The organism is Candidatus Albibeggiatoa sp. nov. BB20 (assembly GCA_016744725.1).
GTDB lineage: Bacteria > Pseudomonadota > Gammaproteobacteria > Beggiatoales > Beggiatoaceae > Albibeggiatoa.
The window spans coordinates 11,652-37,771 of the sequence record JADGDW010000006.1 but is presented as its reverse complement, the minus strand read 5'-3'; the positions used below and the strand labels follow the sequence as shown (position 1 = coordinate 37,771).

The 26,120-nt window shown below is 37.8% G+C and carries 21 protein-coding genes; 15 read left to right on the top strand and 6 right to left on the bottom strand.

Going from position 1 to position 26,120, the window contains the following annotated elements; translation table 11 throughout:
• Positions 1 to 422: 422 nt before the first annotated feature.
• The 6 genes from ABXH34_RS01375 to ABXH34_RS01350 all read left to right on the top strand — a co-directional run bounded on the left by ABXH34_RS01375 (position 423) and on the right by ABXH34_RS01350 (position 8,758).
• Complete coding sequence (locus tag ABXH34_RS01375; RefSeq protein WP_353570056.1) at positions 423 to 788, top strand: CoA-binding protein; 366 nt, start codon at positions 423 to 425, stop codon at positions 786 to 788.
• Positions 789 to 1,053: 265 nt separating this feature from the next.
• Positions 1,054 to 2,508 carry an Asp-tRNA(Asn)/Glu-tRNA(Gln) amidotransferase subunit GatA gene (gene gatA, locus ABXH34_RS01370; RefSeq protein ID WP_353570055.1) on the top strand — a complete coding sequence of 485 codons (1,455 nt, stop codon included), beginning with the start codon at positions 1,054 to 1,056 and terminating at the stop codon, positions 2,506 to 2,508.
• Between the two features lie 345 nt (positions 2,509 to 2,853).
• Positions 2,854 to 3,591: a hypothetical protein gene (locus ABXH34_RS01365; protein WP_353570054.1), complete on the top strand. Its 738-nt coding sequence runs from the start codon at positions 2,854 to 2,856 to the stop codon at positions 3,589 to 3,591.
• Positions 3,592 to 3,650: 59 nt separating this feature from the next.
• A complete protein-coding gene (gene hrpA / locus ABXH34_RS01360; protein ID WP_353570053.1) occupies positions 3,651 to 7,562 on the top strand; it encodes an ATP-dependent RNA helicase HrpA in 3,912 nt (1,303 codons plus the stop codon).
• 31 nt (positions 7,563 to 7,593) lie between these two features.
• The gene (locus ABXH34_RS01355) at positions 7,594 to 8,592 is read left to right on the top strand and encodes a virulence RhuM family protein (protein WP_353570052.1); all 999 of its coding nucleotides are present in this window, start codon (positions 7,594 to 7,596) and stop codon (positions 8,590 to 8,592) included.
• 40 nt (positions 8,593 to 8,632) lie between these two features.
• Positions 8,633 to 8,758: a DUF3418 domain-containing protein gene (locus tag ABXH34_RS01350; protein WP_353570051.1), complete on the top strand. Its 126-nt coding sequence runs from the start codon at positions 8,633 to 8,635 to the stop codon at positions 8,756 to 8,758.
• A gap of 327 nt (positions 8,759 to 9,085) precedes the next feature.
• Here ABXH34_RS01350 and ABXH34_RS01345 read toward each other — a convergent pair whose 3' ends face one another.
• The 5 genes from ABXH34_RS01345 to ABXH34_RS01325 all read right to left on the bottom strand — a co-directional run bounded on the left by ABXH34_RS01345 (position 9,086) and on the right by ABXH34_RS01325 (position 12,086).
• Positions 9,086 to 9,841 (bottom strand): hypothetical protein, encoded by a 756-nt coding sequence (locus ABXH34_RS01345; protein ID WP_353570050.1) that lies wholly within the window; start codon positions 9,839 to 9,841, stop codon positions 9,086 to 9,088.
• Positions 9,842 to 10,165: 324 nt separating this feature from the next.
• A complete protein-coding gene (locus ABXH34_RS01340) occupies positions 10,166 to 10,360 on the bottom strand; it encodes a hypothetical protein (RefSeq protein WP_353570049.1) in 195 nt (64 codons plus the stop codon).
• A 4-nt stretch (positions 10,361 to 10,364) separates the two neighbouring features.
• Positions 10,365 to 11,144, bottom strand: a complete 780-nt coding sequence (locus ABXH34_RS01335) for a reverse transcriptase domain-containing protein (protein ID WP_353570048.1) — start codon at positions 11,142 to 11,144, stop codon at positions 10,365 to 10,367.
• Between the two features lie 304 nt (positions 11,145 to 11,448).
• Positions 11,449 to 11,853 (bottom strand): type II toxin-antitoxin system MqsA family antitoxin, encoded by a 405-nt coding sequence (locus tag ABXH34_RS01330; protein WP_353570047.1) that lies wholly within the window; start codon positions 11,851 to 11,853, stop codon positions 11,449 to 11,451.
• A 2-nt stretch (positions 11,854 to 11,855) separates the two neighbouring features.
• Positions 11,856 to 12,086, bottom strand: coding sequence for a type II toxin-antitoxin system MqsR family toxin (locus tag ABXH34_RS01325; protein WP_353570076.1), 231 nt, complete (start codon positions 12,084 to 12,086; stop codon positions 11,856 to 11,858).
• Between the two features lie 123 nt (positions 12,087 to 12,209).
• Between ABXH34_RS01325 and ABXH34_RS01320 the strand changes: the two genes are divergently transcribed.
• The 7 genes from ABXH34_RS01320 to ABXH34_RS01290 all read left to right on the top strand — a co-directional run bounded on the left by ABXH34_RS01320 (position 12,210) and on the right by ABXH34_RS01290 (position 19,200).
• Positions 12,210 to 12,329, top strand: coding sequence for a DUF3418 domain-containing protein (locus ABXH34_RS01320; protein ID WP_353570046.1), 120 nt, complete (start codon positions 12,210 to 12,212; stop codon positions 12,327 to 12,329).
• 296 nt (positions 12,330 to 12,625) lie between these two features.
• Positions 12,626 to 14,893: an LPS-assembly protein LptD gene (locus ABXH34_RS01315; RefSeq protein ID WP_353570045.1), complete on the top strand. Its 2,268-nt coding sequence runs from the start codon at positions 12,626 to 12,628 to the stop codon at positions 14,891 to 14,893.
• Between the two features lie 133 nt (positions 14,894 to 15,026).
• Positions 15,027 to 15,413 (top strand): hypothetical protein, encoded by a 387-nt coding sequence (locus ABXH34_RS01310; RefSeq protein ID WP_353570044.1) that lies wholly within the window; start codon positions 15,027 to 15,029, stop codon positions 15,411 to 15,413.
• Positions 15,414 to 15,753: 340 nt separating this feature from the next.
• Entirely contained in the window at positions 15,754 to 16,290 is a 537-nt protein-coding gene (locus ABXH34_RS01305; RefSeq protein ID WP_353570043.1) for a ComF family protein, read from the top strand.
• Positions 16,291 to 16,392: 102 nt separating this feature from the next.
• On the top strand, positions 16,393 to 17,409 hold the full coding sequence (gene ilvC, locus ABXH34_RS01300) for a ketol-acid reductoisomerase (protein ID WP_353570042.1): 1,017 nt from the start codon (positions 16,393 to 16,395) through the stop codon (positions 17,407 to 17,409).
• A gap of 62 nt (positions 17,410 to 17,471) precedes the next feature.
• Complete coding sequence (locus ABXH34_RS01295; protein ID WP_353570041.1) at positions 17,472 to 18,647, top strand: GmrSD restriction endonuclease domain-containing protein; 1,176 nt, start codon at positions 17,472 to 17,474, stop codon at positions 18,645 to 18,647.
• Between the two features lies 1 nt (position 18,648).
• Positions 18,649 to 19,200, top strand: a complete 552-nt coding sequence (locus tag ABXH34_RS01290; RefSeq protein ID WP_353570040.1) for a HEPN domain-containing protein — start codon at positions 18,649 to 18,651, stop codon at positions 19,198 to 19,200.
• A gap of 47 nt (positions 19,201 to 19,247) precedes the next feature.
• Here the strand turns inward: ABXH34_RS01290 and ABXH34_RS01285 are convergent, their stop codons facing one another.
• Entirely contained in the window at positions 19,248 to 23,045 is a 3,798-nt protein-coding gene (locus ABXH34_RS01285; protein WP_353570039.1) for an Npt1/Npt2 family nucleotide transporter, read from the bottom strand.
• Positions 23,046 to 23,577: 532 nt separating this feature from the next.
• Between ABXH34_RS01285 and metF the strand changes: the two genes are divergently transcribed.
• The gene (gene metF, locus ABXH34_RS01280) at positions 23,578 to 24,420 is read left to right on the top strand and encodes a methylenetetrahydrofolate reductase [NAD(P)H] (protein WP_353570038.1); all 843 of its coding nucleotides are present in this window, start codon (positions 23,578 to 23,580) and stop codon (positions 24,418 to 24,420) included.
• Positions 24,421 to 24,488: 68 nt separating this feature from the next.
• The gene (locus ABXH34_RS01275; protein WP_353570037.1) at positions 24,489 to 25,895 is read left to right on the top strand and encodes a sigma-54-dependent transcriptional regulator; all 1,407 of its coding nucleotides are present in this window, start codon (positions 24,489 to 24,491) and stop codon (positions 25,893 to 25,895) included.
• Positions 25,896 to 26,120 lie beyond the last annotated feature (225 nt).

Sequence of the window (26,120 nt, the reverse complement as noted above, 5' to 3'; positions counted from 1 at the left end):
TTGTCCTTTCACATCTATACTTTTACTTACGCATTGTCATCTTAACTGCCACACTTTCATTTATTGCTTATTTATTGAGATGAGCTTTTAGTGTTTGTGATCTGGCTTAAGTTATGCAAAATAATTTGTTATATTTACCACTTCATTCTGATATATCATGCTCAAATGAGATGATCCAAGTTACGTAAACAATCCGTTTGCAATTAGAAGAATAATAAAAACTGCTATAGTCATTTTATTTTAAGATGATACAGGACTGGCAGTCCTATGTTTTAAAACTATTTGATATTTAAAACATTTCAGGACTGCCAGTCCTCACACTCAAGACGGAATTGACTATAGAACAGAATCGCCTCGTATTTTCCAGCAAATGTCACTTGAATTAGATAATCAATTTAACTATACCAGTGGGAGAAAGAATAGTGTCTTATAAAGTTGCGGTGCTTGGCGCATCACCTAAAGCAGAGCGTTATTCTAACAAAGCCGTTAAAATGCTTTTAGAGTATCATCATGAGGTTTTACCTATTCATCCCAATACCGATAAAATTCATGAGCAAACTTGCTATAAAAATCTCGAATCAATACAACAGCCTATTCATACTTTGGCTTTGTATGTGGGTGAAGAGCGTTCTAATAAAATATTAGATGAAATCTTAGCATTACAGCCAAAACGTATTATTATGAATCCTGGTACAGAAAATGAACAATTAAAAAAAGAAGCTGAAAAACAAGGAATTGAAGTGGTTAAAGGCTGCACTTTAGTGATGTTACAAACTCAACAGTTTTAAATTTTAGTTTGTTATTAGGCAATGCTGCATAAGCTCAAAAAACAGGGTTGAAGTTAACACCCAATAGAATGGGTCATATTTCGTTTTAGTAGCAATAGTGCCATATTTTTAAGCTAACTTAGTTTCGATATGTAAAACAATCGCATAGAAATACTTCGTTTTCTGCTACAATGGGCATTATTATTTACATTCCAGACTCACAGTCTTTAAGCCAAAACGTCACGACAGCAGCAAATATTTTAGAACTCAAAACTGATAAAAAGCTATGCACAATAAAACCTTATCTGAATTATCCCAAGCCCTTCAATCTGGCGAAATTACAAGCCAAGCATTAACCCAATACTTTTTAGACCGTATTCAGCAGCATGATGGCCAGCTCAATAGTTTTATTACGGTGACACCTGAACTCGCATTAGAACAAGCAAAAGCCGCAGATGAACTGATAAAACAAGGCAACGCGGGGAAATTAACAGGTATTCCAATGGCACATAAAGATATTTTTTGCACCCAAGGTGTAAGAACGTCGTGTGCCTCTAAAATGTTGGATAATTTTATTGCACCTTATAATGCTGGCGTAGTCGAAAACATACAAAAAGCAGGCATGGTCATGTTGGGTAAAACCAATATGGATGAGTTTGCAATGGGTTCATCTAACGAAACCAGTTTTTACGGCACGGTTAAAAACCCTTGGAATATAGAAGCCGTTCCTGGTGGTTCTTCTGGTGGCTCAGCCGCTGCTGTCGCTGCGCGTTTAACTCCAATTGCGACAGGCACAGATACAGGTGGTTCAATTCGTCAACCTGCTGCATTATGTGGTATCACAGGTTTAAAACCAACTTATGGCTTAGTCTCACGTTATGGCATGATCGCCTTCGCATCTAGCTTAGATCAAGGTGGGCCTATGGGACACAGTGCTGAAGATGTAGCGTTATTATTAGAGGCTATGTCTGGATTTGATGAGCGCGATTCCACGTCGATTGATCGTCCTGTCACTGATTTTAGTGCCAGTTTAAATAATGATATTCGGGGCTTGAAAATTGGTTTACCTACAGATTATTTCGGTGAAGGCTTAGACCCTGAAGTCAACACAGCATTACAAGTGGCGATTAAAGAATTAGAGAAAATGGGTGCAACCTTTGAAGAGATTGAATTACCGAATAATAAACTAGCTGTGCCTGTTTATTACATTATTGCACCCGCAGAATGTTCTTCAAACTTATCTCGCTTTGATGGTGTCCGTTTTGGTTATCGCTGTGAAAATCCTGTTGATTTGGTTGATATGTATAAACGTTCTCGTGGTGAAGGTTTTGGCGCAGAAGTAAAACGTCGGATTATGGTGGGTGCTTACGCATTATCAGCGGGTTATTACGATGCTTATTATTTGAAGGCACAACAAATTCGTCATTTAATCAGTGATGATTTTAAAGCCGCATTCAAGAAAGTTGATGTGATTTTAGGTCCAACCACACCAACCCCTGCATTTAAAATTGGGGAAAAAGCCAACGACCCAGTGACTATGTATTTATCTGATATTTATACGATTGCAGTAAATTTAGCAGGTTTGCCAGCAATGTCATTACCCGCAGGCTTTGCAAATAAATTGCCTATTGGGATGCAGTTAATCGGTAACTATTTTGATGAAGCGAAATTATTAAATGTTGCACATCAGTATCAACAATGCACTGATTGGCATCGTCAAGCCCCAGAGCAATTTGCTTAAATTTAAACACGTAAGTAATGCCTAGGTTTTCAGGAGTGCAAAGCTTGTTTTACTTCACGTAGAATAAATGCGGCACTCCCTTCTAGATTTTGATATTAGGAATAAATTTTAAGAGCATCCAAAAACGCATCTGGGCAATCTTATCAAAAAATCCGTATAAATTAACTACTATAAAGCCACAAATTCTTAGACACTTTCCATTTGAAATATTTCATTTTTCCCAAAAACCATCTAAAAAATTGCGGTGCTTCCAATATTGACTTACCTATTTTGATTTTGAGGATTGTGTCATAGAATATACCTTGAGTGAAAGCTCTTGTGTTTATTCAATTTGCTGGAGTAATTATGATTAAAGAATCTTTCTTGAAAAAACAAATAAATAAATCAAAGAGAGAAGGTAAAACCTCCCATTTTTTAAAAAAACTGGTATTCATGGTAGTAGACCAAGCTTTGAAAGATCATTATGGTAATGACCGTTCCATGAAATGCTTCCAATCTAGTCTAGTAATTCAGATGGTGTTAGAAAAAATTCAAATAGAATCAACAATTATTCAAGGAGCTGTTTGCGTACCTAAAGTTTTTGAAAATAGTAAGCAATTTGGATGGGAAGGCTTTTGGGGTGATGACTATCATATATGGCTACAAACTGAATTTTATGAATGGGTAGATTTGACAATCCATTACTTACCTTTACATCCATCTAACCAACACAACAATGCTCTACTTGCAATGCCATCAATTTGGTGGGAGGATGCTACAAAATCCCCTAGAATTATTAAATACATGCAAGAGCTTGGCACTATCCATGTGTTAGAAGAAAGTTCCTTAAATGATTTAGAGGAATTTAAAAAGATTACAAACACTTATTTTTATAAAGTTTTAGATACTTACACTGTACAGCAAATTGAGTTTGCTCCTGTTTTACATGATTTATACTCAATGGATAAGCTTTATGAAAAACAAGAACCATGGGCTCTTAAAACTTTGGAGTTTGAGAAATTAGAATTCCCTCACCCTCCTTGGATTCAAGAAAGAGAAAAAGAACTCTTTGCAGAATATATAAAGTTGCAAAAAAAACTATAGTATTTAGTTATTTGTAATTATGTAATTTTACGTTCTGCATTGGAAATGAAAATTAAAACATGCCCCAAAATCAACTCAATACTTTAAAAACAATCATCAAAGACACCATGCGTGTTGACCAATTTCAATTTAACAATCGTGTGCGTCAATTACAGAAAAAGCTGGATATTCAACGGTTTGAAAAATTGGCGGTGGATATTGAAACCTCGCTTAAAAAACGTCAGCAACGCTTACAAAATCTACCACAACCTGAATTCACTGATGATTTACCGATTTCTGAACATCGAGACGAAATTGCCCAGCTCATCCGTGACAACCAAGTGGTGATTATCGCAGGTGAAACAGGTTCGGGTAAAACCACCCAGATTCCAAAAATTTGCATTGAATTACAAAGAGGTGTCAGTGGACTGATTGGCTGTACCCAACCGCGACGGATTGCAGCACGAACCATTGCCGACCGTGTTGCCAGTGAATTAAAAACCCCGCTTGGTCACGCTGTGGGCTACAAAGTACGCTTTACTGACCGTATCAGCGAACAAAGTTATATAAAATTCATGACAGATGGGATTTTGCTGGCAGAGACCCAAAATGACAAGTTTTTAGAACAATACGACACCCTGATTATCGATGAAGCCCATGAGCGCAGCCTTAATATTGATTTTTTACTCGGTTATTTAAAAAACATCCTGCCAAAGCGTCCTGATTTAAAAGTAATTATCACTTCAGCCACCATTGATACCGAACGATTTTCCCAACATTTCAATGATGCCCCAATTTTAGAAGTCTCGGGGCGAACCTATCCCGTTGAACTGCGTTATCGTCCACTGAACACCCAAGACGAAGACGAGCAAGACCGTGATATGCAACAAGCCATTATTGATGCCGTTGATGAAATTTCACGTTATAACCACAATGCAGATATTTTGATTTTTCTCAGTGGTGAAAGAGACATACGAGAAACAACTGAAAGTTTACGCAAACATAAATTACAAAATACTGAGGTTCTAGCTCTTTATGCCCGTTTATCCAATTCAGAGCAAAATAAGGTTTTTAATCCCAGTTCACAACGCCGCATCATTTTAACCACCAACGTGGCAGAAACTTCATTAACTGTGCCCCGAATCAAAGCCGTGATCGACACAGGCCTAGCCCGTATCAGTCGTTATTCAGTACGCAGCAAAGTACAACGCTTACCGATTGAAAAGATTGCACAATCCAGTGCTAACCAACGTAAAGGGCGTTGCGGTCGGATTGCTGAAGGGCTGTGTGTTCGCCTTTATTCTGAGGAAGATTTTAACCAGCGTCCTGAATTTACTGAACCCGAAATTTTACGCACCTCATTGGCTTCTGTGACTTTGCAAATGTTGGCTTTACGTTTAGGCAATATTGAAGACTTTCCCTTTGTTGAACCGCCGAATCAGAAGATGGTTAATGATGGTTACAACTTATTGATTGAATTAGGTGCGGTGGATAATGAGCGAAAAATAACAGAAACAGGTCGACAATTAGCAAAAATGCCGATTGACCCCAGAATTGCAAGAATGATTCTCGCTGCAAAACAAGAAGGCTGCTTACATGAAGTGTTAGTGATTGCCAGTGCTTTGAGTATTCAAGACCCGCGTGAACGCCCAATGGATGCCCAAGATGCGGCGGATAATGCCCAACGTCAATTTAAAGATGAACATTCAGATTTCTTGAGTTTTATCAAATTATGGGATTTTCATCAAAATAATGCAAAACACCTGTCTCAAAATAAATTGCGTAAGTTGTGTCATGAACATTTTTTATCTTATTTGCGTATGCGAGAATGGTTTGATGTGCATCACCAATTAGCTAATTTAGTCAAACAATGGGGCTGGCATCCTAATGAACCTAAAGCTATTTTTGAATTGGAGAAAGCTGAATTTACGGCAATTTATGATGCTGTACATCGTGCATTATTATCAGGACTGCTAGGCAATATTGCGTATAAATCTAAAGAAGAACACTATCAAGGTGCGCGTAATACTCGACTTTTTGTATTTCCCGGTTCAGGTTTATTTAAAAAGCCATCCAAATGGATTATGAGTGCAGAACTGGTTGAAACTTCAAAGTTATTTGCACGCTGTGTGGCGAAAATTCAGCCAGAATGGGTTGAGAAATTAGCAGGACATTTATGTCAAAAATTCTATTTTGAACCGCATTGGGAGAAGAAAGCCTCACAAGTGGCTGCTTTTGAAAAAGTCACCTTATATGGTTTAACCATCGTTCCGAAACGAAAAATCAATTTTGGGGCAATCGATCCTGAAGTGTCACATGAATTATTTTTACGTCAAGCCTTGGTTGCGGGTGATTTCTATTCTAAAGCCCCGTTTTTTAAACATAATCAACAGCTTTTCAATGATATTGAGCGCATGGAGCACAAAGCCCGCCGTCAAGATATTTTGGTGGATGACGAGACTGTTTATCAATTTTACGCTGAACGAATACCAGAATATATTTATAGTGGTCATGGGTTTGAGAAATGGCGTAAACAGGCCGAAATGGATAATCCTCAATTATTGTTTTTAACCGAACAAATCTTGATGACTCCAATGGCAGATATTGTCACTGAGCAAAGCTTTCCAGATTTTATGTTTATCAATGAGATAGAGTTAGCATTTTCGTATCATTTTGAAACAGGGCATGAACGTGATGGGGTCACAGTTAATGTGCCTTTGCCCTTGTTAAATCAGCTTAGAGCTGAATCTTTTGAGTGGTTGGTGCTGGGATTGGTTGAAGAAAAAATCACCGCTTTATTGAAAAGTTTACCAAAACCACTACGTAAATCATTTGTACCTGTACCTGATGTAGCAAAAGCCGCATTTTGTGAACTAAAAGATAAATACTATCAAGAATCTAGCAATAGTTTTAAAGATGGTTTATATAATACATTGTTACATTTTTTACATAGGCGTAAAGGCTCGCCATTGCCGAATGATGCGTTTGATATTATTCGATTGCCAGATTATTTGTTTATGAATTTTCGTTTAATCGGCGTTGATAATGAAATTTTAGCAACAAGCCGAGATTTAGCTGCGTTACAAAAGCAATGGGGTAATTATGCCAGTCAGCAGTCACAGCAAAAAATTGCAGATACCAGTGGTTTAGAGCGTAAAAACTTAAAACGTTGGGATTTTGGTGATTTACCTGATAGTGTGAATTTGGTGGTGAATGAAGTGGCGGTGCAAGGTTTTCCTACTTTTATTGACCAAGAAACGCATGTTGATTTAACGGTATTGGATAATCCCGATTTGGCACAACAGCATTTTTATACGGGTTTACGGCGTTTATTTTTGCTCAATATTGCGGCAAAACGTTTGGTGAAACAAATGCCAATTAGTCATCAAATGTGTTTACGTTACATGAGTTTAGGCAATAGCGACCAGTTGAAACAGGATGTGTTAATTGCGGCGGTGGATGCTGTGTTTTTACATGAACCCTTGCCACGTACTCAAGCGGATTTTGACAAACGTTTAAGTGAAGGCAATAAGCAATTGATGACCACTGCCAATGATTATGCGCGTTATTTGGAGCAAACTTTGTCGGCTTATCATGATGTGATTTTGGCTTTGAATAATACAAAACGCAGCAGTCGCAATGTCACTGAAATTCGCCAGCATTTACATAGTTTGGTGTATTCAGGATTTGTGCAAAAAACCCCGCTCGCCAATATGAAACACTGTCCGCGTTATGTGAAAGCGTTGGGATTGCGCTTACAGAAATTGGAGCAAATGCCTGCAAAAGATGATGTAAAAGCCACACAAATACGTCCATTTTGGGAAAATTATCGAAAAATGCTAGAAAAAACCCAAAATCCGAGTCAAGCATTATTGGATTTCCGTTGGACGTTAGAGGAGTTGAATGTGGCAATTTTTGCCCAAGAACTGAAAACCCCGCAACCCATTTCGATTCAGCGCGTGGAAAAAATGTGGAAAGCGTTGGTTTCTTGAAATGATAATTTTTAAACCTAAGGCATAAGCTATGAGTCAACAAGATATTATTATTTATCAAACTCAAGATAACAAAGTGAATATCGTGCTTTATGTGCGTGATGGTGATGTGTGGCTTACTCAAAATCAACTCGCTGAACTTTTTGCCACCTCTAAGCAAAATATTAGTTCCCATATTATTAATATATTACAAGACAAAGAGTTAGAGGAAAATTCAGTTGTCAAAAATTACTTGACTACTGCAACAGATGGTAAGCAATATCCTGTACAGCACTATGCTTTACCTATGATTTTGGCAATTGGTTTTCGAGTGCGCAGTATTCGTGGCACACAATTTCGTCAGTGGGCAAATCGTCATTTACAGTCTTATCTAATTAAAGGCTTTGTTATGGATGATGAACGCCTGAAAAACCCTGATGGTCGCCCAGATTATTTTGATGAAATGCTGGCGCGTATCCGTGATATTAGAGCTTCAGAAAAGCGTTTTTATCAAAAAATTCGAGATTTATTTGCTTTGAGTAGTGACTATGATAACTCAGATAAAGCAACACAAATGTTCTTTGCAGAGATACAAAATAAACTGTTATTTGCAGTAACTCAACAAACGGCTGCTGAAATTATCATGACCCGTGCGAGTGCTGAACAAAACAATATGGGTTTAACAACTTGGAAAGGTTCTGTGGTGCGCAAACAAGATATTTATATTGCTAAAAATTATCTTAACGCTGATGAAATTGATACTTTAAACCGTTTAGTGGTCATTTTCTTGGAAACAGCCGAATTACGTGCTAAAAATCGTATTGATACCACAATGAATTTTTGGCGGCAACAGGCTGAACAGTTAATTGAATCAAATGGTTTTGCTTTATTACAAGGTCAAGGTAGTGTGAGTAAGCAACAAATGGAACAATTTGCATTAACAGAATATGAACGTTTCGATGCTCATCGTAAACAACAAGATGCAGAAATTGCTGATAAAATGGATGAAACCGAGTTACATCAACTTGAGAAACAGCTTAAGCAACGTTAATTAAAGGGTACAAATAATATTTATCAACAGCCAAGCATTATTGGATTTTCGCTGGACATTGGAAGAACTTAATGTAGCAACTTTTGCCCAAGAGTTGAAATCCCCAAAACCTATTTCGATTCAGCGGGTGGAGAAATTGTGGAAAGTGTTGGTTACGTTAAAGTAAGTGTTTAGAAAAATATTATTTAATGAGTGAAGGATTGAGGAATTAAGAAACTGTAAGATGACAATAACCCGAAGCAGAGCTTCTTAAACATACACTACCAAACTGAGTTTGGTAGCGAGCAAAAACCCCTAAACCGATTTCTATTCAACGAGTGGAGAAAATGTGGAAAGTGTTGGTTTATTAAAAATGAGTGATAAACAAATAATTTTATCAACGATAAATGGTTTGTGGAAAGCACCACGGCATTATTCAATTAAGATAACAGCTCGAAGCAGAGCTTCTCAAACATCCCCTACCAAACTGAGTTTGGTAGCGAGAAAATGATTACTAAGTTTTGTTTAAAGTTATAAATTTTCCAGCGTTAATTGAAAAGTCTCCCCCAACCCCAATGCCAATACAGACAGCGAAGCCTATGTACTCAAGTTTAGGGTACTTAGTAAAGAACCAAATAATCCCAGCCCCGCCTACGTAGTGGATTTTAATAACAGCAGCGGTAATGCTTAAGCCGTCCAGTTCTGAAGGAGTTCTTGTTAGAACGCCAACTTGTAGGTTCGCATTAACGGTTACAGTAATTCCCACTTTAACCATCCCGTAAGCATAGGCTTTAGGGTACTCGTGAAAGGTAGTATCGAGAGCAACGCCCATGCCGCCTTCAACTCCTAAAATGAAACCAGCTCCAACGTTAATGCCAGCAATAACTGAAGTAAATACAGTACTCTCCCTAAATTCTCTCATAGGTTTATCGAGAGGTAGCGATTTTAGAATCATTAAGCTATTAGATGAAAATCCTTGAGGAATATTTTTTTTCTTCAGATTTTCGGTATAGGAACACTCTTTCTGTATTAGATGTTTGTTGTCTTTAGGTAGCGTGGATGTCCCTTTCCACAAATCGTTGTAGAAGAAACGATGTCGTTGATATTGTTTGGTAACTGCTTTTTTAAGGGCGTTAACCATACTTGACGATCCCAAAGAATCATCATTATGGGTAATAACCGTTTCATTTTCGTCTTTTCCAATTAAGATAGTAGAAAGATCAGCATTTTCAAATGCGTTAATATAGTCATCCAAGTAAATTTCGGTCATGTAGTTTCCTTTATATGTATCCGTTTCCGAACCTGCTTGATTATAATTATGCTCGAGTAAGCCACTACTGTTAGCGGTTGTCGTCCAAGAGATTTCCAATACATGTCGCAAGCGTTAGCCAAAGAGATTCACCAAAAAATGAGTTACAAATTTATTAATGCGCGGTAAATTTGTAAGGGAGCTACAGCATGTTAACGCGACGCAAGATCACGAAGGCGTTGAAAGCATACTAACCAATCATAGCCATAAATTTAGTATCAGTTGTCGAACTGGTAATTTCTGGTAGAAATTGTTACGAACTTCTTCTAATCTAGTTTCACCAACCTATCCCTCATACCAACCATCAACCACATCTACGCCACTTCTCACCCAACGCTGCCACCGTTCAACATACTGCCCAATGTCCGTTGCCGAAACACCTTGCTCATAAAGCTGGTGCAGTTTGCCTTGATGGTTAGCCCAGGTTTTCCAAGCGATATCCAATCCCTGCCGCAAACGACTGCCGATTCGATACCCCAAAAAATCAAAGCCCAGACTCCTTAATGCGTCCGATAAAAGTTTTGTAAGGGTGTTTCGTCATCCTAGCGCGGTCTAACACCCTGTTCATAATCCGCACCGCCGTCCGTAACTGCTGCCGTGTGCGACACAGAATCACCCAATCATCCATGAAACGCCCATAAAACCATGTGCCGAACGACTGACCCAGTTCCTCATCCAATGCCTGCAAATACACAGCCCCCAACAACGGCGACAACGGATTACCTTTAGTAATGCCAATCTCAACAGAATGCAAAACACCCTGAACATCATCCAACCGATCCAACATACGACCTAATAACGCCAGCACCGTTTCACAAGGAATCAATCCCCGTAACTGCTTCATTAAAATGCCGTGGTCAATCGTCGCATAATACGAATTGACATCACTGCGACAAACAAAACGATAATCCTCCACCGTCTCACTCACCGCATTCACACAACCCTTAGCCCCGCCATTGCCTGCCAAATGGAAGCAATGCTGACTCAACTGCGGGTTGAGATAAGGGCTTAACACCTGAGCTATCGCTCTCAAGACCAAAGCATCTTGCGCACACCAAACTAAAGCACTTTCATACTGTTTACAGGGACTAAACTGATAAGTCCCATTGAGAATCGCAGCAATCACCTGTGGCTCTAACACTTGGCGATGATGACGTAAATGCCAATAATCACTATTGTGATGACTATCGTTACGCCGACTCACCAACCATGCCCAAGCCGCTTGAATATTTTCCGCTGCCACAATCAGCTCAATCAAACCCATAAAATTACTAATAATTTGCTGTTAACTAAGCCAAATGGTTATCACCCAGAACAATCGCGTATGTTTAATCATATTTTACCTATAAAAATAGTAAGAATAAGTTAAAGATACTGCATATCGTTCATGGAAAATATCATAAGACAAATACCACTGCATGTAAATACAACTAAAGTTGTAAGCAACCCTGCCTAGTAAAACCTTACCTAATAAATTTTTTCTTTATATTTCAAATTAATAGATTAAAATTCTACCCTAACCCTATTTCGATTCAACGAGTGGAAAAAATGTGGAAAGCGTTGACTGCTTAAATTTTTGAATTGGTTAGTTCTTTTAAGAATTCAGGGGGATTATTAAGTAATTTAAACAAGTTATTCACAGCTCTAACAGGTGTTACGTCTCCACGTTCATAGCGACTAAAGGCATTGACACCACCTCCACATAAATGGGCAGCCTGTTTTTGTGTTAAACCTAGTTTTTTTCTAATTTGGCGAATTTCATCTGGTGTGAATAGACCATCAACTTTAGCACGAAATGTACGAATGGCTTTATCAGTTGATTTTAAGTCATTCGCATCTAAAATGCCTTCTTCACAAGAATTACAAAACTCTCCTGATTGTTCAATTTCAAGCTTTTGTTCTCGATAATGATAAGTTTCAATCATTGTTTTACGTTCTAAATAACCTATTTTGCAAAAAGGACATTTTTTCATTATTACTTTTCCTTAAATAAAACAATAATATGCCCATCATCATCAGCCATAAATTTGATATAAAATACTATGTCGTTATATTGGTAATGATAAACATCTTGCCAAATTTTATGATCTGCATAAGTTGTCATAGATTTATAAAAATATTGCCGTTTTATGGATTGAATAATAAAAATAACATCTTCTAAATCAATATTTAACTCTGTAATATAACGTCTTGCAGTACGTGTAATTCTTAAGTCATCAACTGACTAAAAGGCAATCTGAATTTGTTCCAGATCATAAGTGGGATTTCTTTTTTCCATACCACATTGTAGTATTGGCAGGTAATAACATTACTAACCTTAAAGGTTGTTTTGTCAAATTATCTACTTCCAACTCTGTTAGATTTCCGTTGGACATTGGAGGAGTTGAATGTGGCGACATTTGCTCAAGAACTAAAAATCCCGCAACCGATTTCCATAAGCACGAATTGAGAAAATATGGAAAGCGTTGGTTTCTTAAACAGTTTGAATAATGAGCTGGATCAGGATGAAACTGCCACTTGAACTGCCGACTGTGTTAGCAAGAAGCTATAGACAGTCAGGTTTGGCTTCGATGACATGTTCATATTCTAAATAACTGGCTTTTTCAGAGATGAGCATTGATATACTGTACTACTGGGCGTTTGGTATGCCAGCCGTTCAGTATTGAAAATCCCTTAATCTCGCTTTTCTTATCTATTAAAAACGTTTAACATGCACAATCATTTGTCAAAAATACAACAACCCTAATGAGCTGCATCAAAACGCTAAAAAATATTATTTATATTAGTGTGTTACTTCTTTCCCCGCTTGCTATGGCTGAAGGACAATATTGCGTACCCATTGAAGAGGTTACGCCTCGAATACCTGAATTGCCTGAGTTAGAGCTTAAACTTCCTATTTTAAAACAAAATCAAATTCGCCTATTTTCAGACACCGCCTTTGTGCAACAACAAGAAGGTGAGCTGTCCACTTTTGCGGGTAATGTATTATTTAAGCGTGATGACCAAACTTTAAGCAGCGAAGTGGTTATTTATAATAATAAAGATAACAGCGTAGATGCACTGACAGGATTTACCTATTGGGATGATAATTTTGTGGTGCAAGGTGATCGCTTAAAACTATTACCAAACCATCAAAGCGAAGTGACTCATGCAAATTATTGGTTATTGCAAAAATTTGACGAAAATACTGGCAATGCACATGGCGAAGCAGAGCAAGCTTCACAAAAGAGCCGTAGCAAAATTGAATTACTCAATACAACTTATACCACTTGCGACAAAGAAAATGAATACTGGAAGCTGAGTGCAAAAAAGACCGTTTTAGATAAAGAAAAAAGTATTGGTATCTCAAAACATGTGCGCATTGACTTCTTAAACATCCCCATTTTATACACACCATATATTTCATATCCGCTCAATGATGCCCGTAAAACAGGGTTTTTAACACCGAGCTTTGGCACATCTGATAGTGTTGGTTATGAATATGTGATTCCGTATTATCTCAATCTTCACCCAAGCTATGATGCGACTGTTGGAATGCGGACGATGTCAAAGCGTGGTATTTTGTTGGATGGTGAATTTCGCTATTTACTTGCTAACTCAGGTGGCAAGCTGAATGCCAGCTATATGAGCCACGACAAGCATTTTGATGATAAACGTGCTTCGGTCTCATTTGCCCATAGTGGCAAACTCATTAAGGATAGCCGCTGGTATACAGATATTAATTACAATTATTTATCTGATGATCGTTATTTTGAAGACTTAGGTTATGATTTACAATTAAGCAGTATTACCCATGTGGAACGCCGTGCTGACTTATACTATTTTGGTAATGGATGGACTGGATTAGGTCGAATTCAAGCGTATCAAACTTTAACCGATGATTCTGCAGCGCGTCCTTATTATCGCGCACCCCAATTATTGCTTAAAACCAGTTTACCTGAGCGTAACAAGCAACTCAATATCGAAGGCCATTTTGATTTTAACCGCTTTGAACGTGATACTGACATCGCTCCGAATCCAGTAGGTAACCGCTTAGATGTATATACTGCTCTAAGCTATCCTTTCCGCAAACCCGGTAGCTTTATCGTGCCACGCCTAGCAGCGCGTTATACCCGCTATGATTTAGATGAAGAAGGCTCAAATCCTGTTGATAGTCAAATTAATCGTGTGACTTGGAATGCAAGCCTAGATTCAGGACTGATTTTTGACCGCGATACTTCTTTATTTAAAACGGATTTACTCCATACTTTAGAACCCCGCTTATTGTACCGTTATGCCCCTTATGAAGAGCAAGATAACATTCCTATTTTTGATACGGTGCGCTATGATTTAACTTATGGTCAGATGTTCCGTGAACACAGCTATAGTGGACCCGATCGAGTTCAAGACACGAATCAAGTCACTTTTGGGGTTACCACTCGTTTATTAGAAAAACAAAATGGTAAAGAACGTTTACGTGCCAGTTTAGGCCAAACTTATTATTTTAAAGACCGTCGTGTTGTATTGCCTAGCGATGGCTTTGTGGAAGATACCACTTCATCATCAAGTATTGTCGGTGAAGTTGCTAGCCAAGTTTCTGATTCATGGAAACTCTCAACTACTATACGCTGGAATCCTAATGAGAATAACAATGAATATTCAGTCGTTCGTGCCCGTTATCATAATAAGAACAAAAAACATATTTTAAATTTGGCTTATCGTTTACGTGATGGACAACTCGAACAAACTGATGTTTCATTCCATTGGCCTTTAAGCCAAAATTGGCGGATTTTAGGGCGTTGGAATCAATCAATTTTGTACAATACCGAGCTTGAAACATTTGTTGGGGTTGAATATGACTCTTGTTGTTGGGCATTACGTGTCGTAGCACGCCGCTATTTAACCGATGTCGAACGTAGTGATTTTGTCAATGGTATTTTTGTGCAATTCCACTTAAAAGGCTTAGGTGGTGTAGGTCAAAAAGCTGATATTCTACTTGAGCAAAGTATTCCAGGTTATTACGATAACTTCTAAATAGGAATATTAATTGCTTTATGATGTGATAATCGAGGTTTGGCCGTCCTGAACAGTACACTTAAGATTGATAATTGTGCGCTGTTCATTGATAATTATAAATGATCTCGCGAGTCCAAATAGGAGCAAGTTTATGTCTAAGTTTCCATTAGCAATTGTATTAAGTGCGGTGTTAAGTTTTCCTTTAACATCTTATGCAGATGAGTCGGATGCAGCACAGGCTGCTGCTGAAGAAGCTGCAAAAGTGGATGTAGAACAAGCAGTTGAAGAAGCATTAGAGCCTATGCAAAAAATGTCCTTTTTAATGGGGCATATTGAAAAAGATGCAGAGGCAGAAGATGCGGCATTACAAGCTGCGGCTAAAGCTGTATTAGAAGCAAAAACCGAAGAAGAAGGAATTCCTGCATTAGAAGCGTATGTTAATTTAAAATCAAAGTCTGTCAGTGAAGAAGATGCTGCCGTTTTACGTGGTGGCTATGAAGCAATGATACAAATGTATGCTGAAGAACAAGCTAAATAGAATAATGATTTACTTAAGTGACGTGGTGGAATACCGTGCGTGATGATGTATTCACCCATTTAATTTTTGGACTATTCCAGCCGTAATTTGAGTTGTTTATTTCTATTGGGAGTGCAGTACAGTCTGTGCTCCTACCTATCACTACATCCTTTGCCACGCTGTTCCTGTATTACGACAATATCCAGTGTTCCTGTGTGTTAAATCATCCTCAATTATGCAAGCAAACCTGCCTTCTTCCGTTTCTCAAATACTCAATACTCTCTTTCCCCAAAGCTGTTTTTTATGTGGTAATTTAGCACCTAAACCAGTATGTGCAGCGTGTTCAAAAGAGCTGCCCTATTTGGATATCTCAATACAATCAGCCAGAGCCTTTAAACATGTTCATCATGCTTATGCTGTTTTCGATTATGTTTATCCTGTTAACCGTCTGATTCAAAGTGCAAAATTCTACAATAACTTAGTTGTGTTACATTATCTGGGCTCATTAATGGCGCAACACCTTGATTTTGAACAAATACCCGATGTGATTATTCCTGTTCCTTTACATATTAAACGGCTACGTCAGCGTGGTTACAATCAATCCGTAGAGTTGGCGAAAATGGTGCGCAATAAACTTAAGTTGCCGTTGAATTATTCTCATTGCCAACGGATTCGTTATACCGTGCCTCAAGTAGGTTTAAATGGCAAAGCACGTTTAACTAATTTGGCTGATGCCTTTGCAATCAAGCAATGGCCGACTGAATGGGAACATGTATTGTTAATTGATGATGTGCTGACCACGGGTACAACGGTTGATGAAATCAGTAAGGTCCTGAAGTCAGTAGGGGTGAAACAAATTACGGTATGGTGTTGTGCTGCGCGTTTTACAAATGAGTAACAGAATCATGTTAAAAAATGATACGGAATCATTGATATATAACCTCTATTTCTGTTAAAGTTAACTGTTTACCTGAGATGCACAATAAACAAAGGAACGTACATGAACGTATATTACGACAAAGACGCTGACCTCTCATTAATTCAAGGCAAAAAAGTCGCGATTATTGGATATGGTTCTCAAGGCCATGCTCATGCAAACAATTTAAAAGACTCTGGGGTTGAGGTTGTTGTTGGTTTACGTCCTAACTCAGCTTCTGCACAAAAAGTAGAAAAAGCAGGCTTAAAACATTTACCAATAGCGCAAGCAGTGAAAGAATCTGATGTCATCATGATATTAGCACCAGATGAACATCAAGCACGCATTTACCGTGACGAAATTGCACCAAATGTCAAAAAGGGTGCTGCGCTAGCATTTGCTCATGGTTTTAACATTCATTTCGGTCAAATTGAACCTAATGAAGATTTAGACGTGATTATGATTGCACCAAAAGGCCCAGGTCATTTAGTACGTTCTACTTACACTCAAGGTGGTGGTGTTCCTAGCTTAATTGCAGTTCATCAAGATGCGTCTGGTAAAGCACAAGAGATCGCATTATCTTATGCAAGTGCAAATGGTGGCGGCCGTGCAGGTGTCATCGAGACTTCTTTCCGTGAAGAAACTGAAACAGATTTATTCGGTGAGCAAGCGGTATTATGTGGTGGCGCAACTGCATTGGTTCAAGCGGGCTTTGAAACATTAACCGAAGCAGGTTATGCACCTGAAATGGCTTACTTTGAATGTTTGCACGAATTGAAATTAATCGTTGATTTGATGTATGAAGGCGGTATCGCTAACATGCGTTATTCAATTTCTAATACTGCGGAATATGGTGATTTAACACGCGGCCCTCGTATCATTACTCAAGAAACTAAAGCTGAAATGGCTAAGATTCTTAAAGAAATTCAGAATGGTGAGTTTGCGCGTGAATTTATCGCAGAAAACCAAGCCAATGCAGCAACGTTGAAATCAAAACGCCGTATTTCTGAAGAGCATCCAATTGAAGAAGTTGGTACTAAATTGCGTGGTATGATGCCATGGATTAAAGCCAATCAGCTTGTCGACAAAGACATGAACTAATTAGTTTTTAGGTAGGAAAGATTGTTAAAGTCTCTCCTACCTTAACTTATTGGAGTAAAATAATGACAGGTAGTCCAGAATTAGTATCAACTACTGAAGAAGATGAAGAAGAAGGCTATCCTCTTAATGAATATCAACTCACCACTACCCCTAATGATTTCAATATATTAACCATTGTTAGCTTTATTGAGTCCAAAGTTTTTAAAATTCCTTCCTTTCAACGCCATTATGTTTGGGACTTAAAACGAGCCTCTAAACTAATTGAATCCCTCTTAATTGGTCTCCCGATTCCTCAAATATTTTTATATGAAAGTAGCCGTAATGAATTTTTGGTTATCGATGGTCAACAACGTTTGATGACTCTTTACTATTTTGTAAAAGGGCGTTTTCCTAAAATGGAGAAGCGTGTACAAGTTGGTGAAATATTTGATAAAGAAGGCTATATTTCTGAAGAAGTGATGCAGGATAATGATTTATTCCAAAATTTCAAACTTAAGCTTGATGGTATTATTGAAGATCATTCAAATCGGTTTGCTGGGAAAAGCTATGACACTTTAGATGATGAATATCAAACCAGCTTAAAGCTTGCCACTATTCGCAATATGATTGTTAAACCTGTTGTAAATAATGAAGAAAATGAAGCTATGTTTGAAATATTTAATCGTTTAAACAGTGGTGGTATGAATTTAGGAATGCAAGAAGTACGAATGAGTTTATACCATTCAGATTTTTTGAGTATTTTATTAGAAATGAATAAAAACCCTCAATGGCGCATTATTTGGGGTAAAGATGAACCTAATATTCACTTAAATGATGTGGAAGCAATTTTAAGAGTATTCGCGTTAATCGCGTATTTACATGAATATAAATCAAGAATACAAGGCTTTTTGAATAAATTTTCTAATCATGCCAAATCATTTAACCAAGATAAAGATAAAATTGAATATTACCAAGCATTATGGACACATTTTTTACAAAGTTGCAAAGGGCTTACACAAGCTGAAATTATCTTAACTTCTAACCGCTTTAGTATTATGCTTTTTGAATCCATTTTTTATGCCTCAACTAAAGATGCTTTTGATAATAACTCTCTTGAAACAATCACTATTACAGCACAATTTATTGAAAATTTGAAAAATGATGAGCAATTTAAACGATTTATTCAAGATAAACCGACTTTAAAAAATAATATGTTAGGACGTTTAAATCGAGCACATGATTTATTAAGAGGGTTATAGTGTGCAAGATGACGCGTTATCAGCAATAGAGAAACTTTTTTCAGATTACACTGAGAATTACGCTTTATTGATAGATAAGGGTGAAATAAGTTTCGCCAATGATTATAAAAATCAATTTGCTAAAATCGTTTTATTGGCTTGTGCCAGCTACTTTGAATCAAAATTAACTAAGATATTACTTGATACACTCAATACTCAAACTTGCCCTTTAACCTATTCATTCATTTCAAAAAAAGCCTTAACCCGTCAATATCATACATTATTCCGATGGGATGATAAAAATGCAAATAGCTTCTTTGGATTATTTGGATTATTTGGTGATGATTTCAAAATTTTCATGAAACAACAGGTTAAAGATAATGAGCAATTTAAAATAGCAATAGAAGATTTTTTAGAATTGGGCAGATTGAGAAATAAACTGGTTCACGATAATTATGTCACTTTTTTACTTAATTTGACGGTTGAAGAAATTCAGCAAAAATTCAGCAGTGCACAATCTTTTATAAATCAATTTAAACACTTGGCTTGTGAATTTAAAATTCAAATAAAATAATTGACTGTACATTTTGTCAACCGATATGGCGGCTTATAATGAATCAGTCAGCTAAAACTACGTAAACGTTGAATCAATACCCGAATAATGCCACGCACCACTTTATGCTGATCCCACATAAGCTCAAATAGTGATGATTGGGATAAAGATAATAATAAGGTTTCCTCTCTGGCAGTAACTGAGGCTGTACGCGGCTCAGACGATAATACCGCCATTTCCCCTAACAAAGCCCGCTCGCCTAATTCAGCAATCATTTGTTCGCCATCATGCACTTTGACTTTGCCGCTGACCACCACATACATGGAAGTACCCACTTCACCTTTATTAAATAAAGTCTCATCCTTGGCTAAATAGACTTCTTTGGTTAAATGTCCAATATCTGACAAAATATTATCGGGTGTATCAGCAAAAATACTTACTGTTTTCAAAATAATGACTTTTTCAATCAACGTTAATTCGTCGCGAACTTCGTTGTACTGATATAAAGCATCAGGATCAATTGTATTTTCTTCTTCAAGTTGAACAGGTATTTTTTCTGGCTTTTTATCCGCAGTTTTATCTTCTTTATGAGTACGATTAATCGAGGTTTTCAAACGCTGACAAAGAATTTGAATAATCCCTTTTGCCACTTCAATATGACTCTCAATTAAAATATTTAATTCTTCTTGCGATAGTTTGAATAAATAACTCTTCTCAATTGCGGTAACGGATGCGGTGCGATGCTCAGGGTCAAGTGCAGAGAGTTCACCAAAAATATGGCCTTTGCCTAACACTGCTAAAGTATCCGCTTTATCATGTACACGAAATAAACCATCTGCAATCACATACATCGTTGTGCCGAGTTCACCTTTTTGGAATACATTCTCATTTTCTTGAATCTCTATTCCATCTACAAAATTAGTGGCTTCAGCTAAAATCTCATCAGGAATTTGTGAAAAAATACTGACCGATTTTAATATTTTGACTTTTTCCAATACAGCATCTAAAGCTTGATGATCTTCTTGCTCTTGTTTTAAAAATACGGTCCAAGCTGTTTCACGCACCAAATTATCGTTATCGTGTAGCAACGGAGTCAAATACTCTTGCATGACCTCAAAAGAAGACAATTGCATCGCAGCATCAATCGCGCAGGTCTTAATCCACGCATTGCTACCTAAGCCTATATCTGTAGATAAGATTTCAATAATCCATTGCACAATAGAGCCGACATCTTCATATTTTCCCACAGGTAAATTTTGGACTAAACTCACTTCTAATACGGGCAACACAATTGCTTTGTGGGCTTTGTTCACCGAGTTATCAAGTAATTCTAAGGCTAAATCCCGTTTTTCAACCGAGGATTCACGAAAATTACTCCATACTTTCATAATCAATTCAGCAGGGTAAATCGAGGCTAATAGCAAGAAAATACGAGCTTGGGTTTTGACTAATTCATAATTTAATGCGGTAAATAATAAGGTGCTTTGAATATCACCGACAAAGTCTTGCAGCATATTAATCACTCTTACGCCATAGAACACTTCATCTGTGAGTAGATTTTCTATAACGTGCAAGTCAGTAGAATTCGCTTGATAACCGCATAAATACAGCGACCAGAGAATTTCATAACGCAAATTACGGTCAGGCTCATTCAATTTTTGCAGCAATAAGGTAATCGACTTTTTACTTTTAATCCGTCCATAAATGTGAATAATTTCACGCAGTAATTTAATATTTTTGCTGTTACCTTCGTATGCTTCTTCTAATGCGGGGAAAGCCGACTCACGCGCATGAATCAATGCTTTGGCAGCCACTTCACGGGTTGGGAGTTGTATCAGACTTTCAATCACCAATGGCCATAATTTTCGATTATCTAACTGACCCGCAGCCAATAATGCAGCCTTTCGCACCTCAATATCTTCATCACGTAATAATAGTAATAAGCTTCGATAAAAACTAGAAATACCTACTTGACCTAACACTGTGGCAGCAAATTCACGCTCTTGAGAGTTTTTCGATTCGCGCAATTCCATTAATACGCTACCTGCTCGCACCGCGCCTTCAATCCCACAATAACGAATCAATGCCACCATCGCGCCTTGACGGACTACACTTTCCTGCGATTCCAAATAAGGCTCAATAATATCAAATGCTTCAGCTTCACTGGTTGCAGCCAATGAACGCAATAAAGCGGCTCGTAAATAGGGACTATCTTCAATTGCCAAACGGCGTTTTAATGACAAGAAACCCTCTTCATAACCCGAACGCTCTAGCACGCTGTAAGCACCTTCACGTACTTCTTCATTTTCATGATGAATCAAACGGAATAAATGGCGTTTTAAATGATGATGTTTGACTTCTTCTAACAGTTTTAAACAATATAGAATTTCTTTGGGGCGATGGCTTTGCAATCCATTTTCTAAAATCTGGACGCTGAAATTGTCATCCAGGGATAAATCAGTGCCGATTAAGCCGCGCCGACTCAATGCAGTGGTTAACGCTTTACGATATTCACGGATTGTCAAAATACTGACAGATACAAATAAGGCCACGATGGCAAGTAATACGCCTGTAAGCTGTTCAATATTGAGTCCCATGACTTTGGTGAGAAATAATAATGATAGACTGGTTAGAATCCCACCTAAAGGGCCTACAATTGATTCAGTCAAGGTTTGAACACGGGTACGACTTTCTAAAGAAAAAGGCTGGTATAAAGTATGATAAGCAGGCGTGGTGACAGAGCCCGTTAAAATTCGGTCAAATAGTTTGGTAATGGCAATCAGCCAGAAGATTAAAACCGCTTGAGGAGATAGATCAAATACGCTTACGACAATAACGCCTAACATGCTAAAGCCTACGATTAATGGGGCTGTCAGCATCCCACCGTGTAAACCCACTTTACTCATCCAACGTCCCGCAGCAAAGGTACGAAATAATAAGCTACCAATGCCATATACTGCCCAGAATTGACCAATAAAACTGGATAATTCATCAGCATCAGGGAAATAGCTATTAATCTGAAAATAAAAAATATTATCCAGAAAATAATAGATCACTTGTGAATACAGTGTGAAAAACAAGAAGATCAGGACTAAATAGCGGTTTTTAAATAATGAGGTAAATGATGAGATAAATGATTGTGAGCTGTCATTATTATTGTCTTGCTTACCTGAATTTTGCACCAGTTTTTTATGGTATACCACATTCATATAACGCAGATTGAAAAACGCTAAAATGAAGCCTGCAAATGAGAAAAACAATAAACCGCGCGTGCCGATCAAAGCCACGAGATAAGGCGTAAGCAAACCACCAACAATAACTGTAATAATTCCGCCCGTACCAATTAATCCGAATAAGCGTTTGCTTTGACGTACTGTAAATAATCGATTGGCTGTGCCCCACAACACAATGTCGGTCATGGCAATTTCTACCGCTAGCCAAATATACAACGCGATAATCAGCCAAGTTGCTTGGGTCATCCATAGCATTATTAAAAATAATAGTGAAACCATTGACATAGCGAACAGCGTACCGCTTTGCAACTTGATATAAGAGATGCGCTTTTCAAAATATAAATGCAGCAAACCTGTTAATGGCAGGAGTAATGAAGAGGCTAGATAGACATAGGACAAGTTTTCGGCAGAGAACTTTTCTAAAAATAATGAGTTCGCTACCATAAGGGTGAACAACTTAGGCATTCCCACAAACACAGATTGCAAAAAATTAAGAAAAACTAAACGTTCTTCTCCAAATTCTAAGTTAAATAGTTTAACGAGAGATTTGCGCAAAAAATAACCATTTCGAGTAGTGGTATTTGTGTTTTTGCCGACCAGTTGGCTGAATATCAAAAATAGATGGTTTAACATGCAACGCACCAAAGCGTTTTGACTCCTGTTCGCACTGTTTGTTTTACTAACAGCATTTTGACTTCTGGTGCTTATTTCGCAAGAAGTATGCCCATATCAGAACGGCACGAGGTGTAGACCGATAGCCTACACGGATTAACTTAAGATAACAATATTTTCCTTTATTGCTGCATATTGGGTAAATAACTTGTGATAGAAACGTGTTTTAGTCCCAAAACAGTGCTTAAAAACATTGAAATATGAGGAAGATTGAATCAGGATATTTGAGCAGATAAAATATGCAGTCACGCCCCTATATTATTTTAAATTTTGCATCTTAAGCTCATCAATTCTTAAAAGCTTAAATACTCTAAATAATCGATGCGAAAATAATGATGGTTCTCGATAAAACCCTATCTTCCAATAATCACAGGGTCAATCCAAATAACCAAAGCCATCTTATTAAGATTCTGATTGATAAAATGCGACTGGTAACAATCCTCATGGTACAATATTTTCAGGAAATTAAATAAAAGATCAACGGATGGATGCCATGACAACAACACCTGTTAGCTGCGAATTCTTTCCACCTCGTACTGAACAAGGTATGGAAAAACTTAAACGAGTTCACGATAAATTAAACCAAGCACTTAACCCAGAATATTTCTCTGTCACATTTGGGGCAGGCGGCTCAACTCAAGAAAAAACCCTTGAAACGGTTGTACATATTCAGCAATCTGGCTCACAAGCCGCTCCCCATTTATCTTGCATTGCCAGTGCTAAAGACAATATTCGAGCACTTTTGCAAAGTTATAAAGATAACGGTATTTCCCGGATTGTGGCTTTACGTGGCGATAAACCGTCAGGTTGGTTAGGCAGTATTGGTGAATTCTCTTATGCAAATGAATTGGTTAGCTTTATTCGAGAAGAAACGGGTGACTATTTTCACCTAGAAGTGGCAGCTTACCCAGAATTTCACCCACAATCAAAAACGGCTGAAACAGAATTTAAATATTTTCAACAAAAAGTAGAAGCGGGTGCGAACGCAGCAATTACGCAATATTTCTATAATGCTGATTCCTATTTCTATTTTATGGATGAATGTCAAAAACGTGGCATTGATATTCCTGTTGTACCAGGGATTATGCCCATCAGCAATTTTGAGCAGTTAAGCCGCTTTTCCGATACCTGTGGTGCGGACATCCCACGTTGGTTGCGTTGGAAACTAGACGCTTTTAAAGATGATAGTGACAGTTTACAAAAATTTGGGGCAGAATTTCTCGGACGATTGTGTGAACGCTTGATTCAAGGTGGTGCACCAGGTATACACTTTTATACCTTAAATAAAGCGAACTTAACGCTGAATATTGCTCGAAATATCGGACTGACACAATAAAATACTCAAACTGGAACACTATTTGCGCTATGAGACTCAATTATGCTTTTGCTTAGAAGGGATTGCTTATGACCGAGGAATTACCAAGCTTATTGTTAATCGACGACGATCCGATTATTACAGAATCATTTGCTTTTGTATTAAGGGATAGATTTAAGGTTCATGCAGTCTCTACGAGAGAAGAAGCAAAGCATCTATTATATTCAATGCCTGTGCTGCCTAATGTGGCGTTAGTGGATTTAGGATTACCACCGACACCGCATACACCAGATGAAGGGTTTGCTTTAGTGTCAGAACTCCTGACATTTAATCCAGCCATGAAGATTCTGATGTTATCAGGGCAAGACAGTGAGGACAATGTACGTCACGCACTGACGTTAGGTGCAGTTGACTTTATTCCGAAGCCTTGTGATATGGAATTGCTAAAAGCGCGTTTGAGTCACCAATTAATGATCCACGAAGCCGAGCGGCATAAACAGCCCCAAGCTAAACAAAAAGAATGTGGTTTAGTGGGGCAAAGTGCAGCGATGGATACTTTGCGGGCGCAAATTAAACAATTTGCCGATTCACCTTTTTCAGTATTAATTGAAGGGGAATCCGGGACTGGTAAAGAGCTAGTTGCCCAGTGTTTACACATTCAAAGTAAGCGATTGAGTGAACCTTGTTTAACTTTGAACTGTGCGGCGTTTACAACTGAATTACTTGAAGCCCAATTATTTGGTCATGCCAAAGGGGCGTTTACAGGTGCGGGTACTGCCAGAGCAGGTTTCTTTGAAGAAGCATCTCAAGGCAGTTTGATTTTAGATGAAATTGGTGAGATGCCTTTGCCTTTGCAATCTAAATTATTACGTGTCTTAGAAAATGGCGAATATTATCGTTTAGGTGAAACCCGTGTGCGTCAATCGTCAGCACGGATTATTGCCTCAACCAATAGAGATTTACGTGATGAAGTGCGAAAAGGCCATTTTAGAGCGGATTTGTATCATCGCTTAAGCGTTTTAACCGTGAAAGTCCCTTCAGTTTGTGATCGTGATGAAGATAAATTTTTGCTATTAACCCACTTTCAGAAGTTTTACGGCGAAATGGGGACATTATTCCAATTAGATGAAGCGGCACATAAAATTTGGGGCACATATTCATTTCCGGGCAATGTACGAGAACTGCGTAATATTGTGATTCGTCTAGGTGCAAAATATCCAAATCAAAAAATCACTCGTATGCAATTAGAGCCAGAGCTTGAAAATGAGTTTATGGATAAACAAGAGCTGGAATTGGATAGTGATGAGGCGATTAGTAAAAAATTGAGTAAAGGTGGTTTTTCACTGGATGACGTATTGTTGCAATGGGAACGACGTTATATTGATGCTGCGTTAAATAAAAGCCAAGGCAATTTAAGTCAAGCCGCTCGAATTTTAGGAATTAACCGCACTACGTTATATAGTAAAATGCAACGCTTAAATAAAAACAATATGTAATTTTAAGCTTGTATAGTCGTTTTATTCTAAGATGATACAGGACTGGCAGTCCTTAGTTTTAAAAGCAATTGATATTTAAAGTTTTATAGGACTGCCAGTCCTAACACCCAAAACGAAATTGACTATATCTCAAATATATTTAGATTGGGCTGTCAGTTGAATAATTGTCAGCCTTTTTTATTTTTAAACAGACTTCCAAATAAGTTAGTTGCTTATATAATGAGC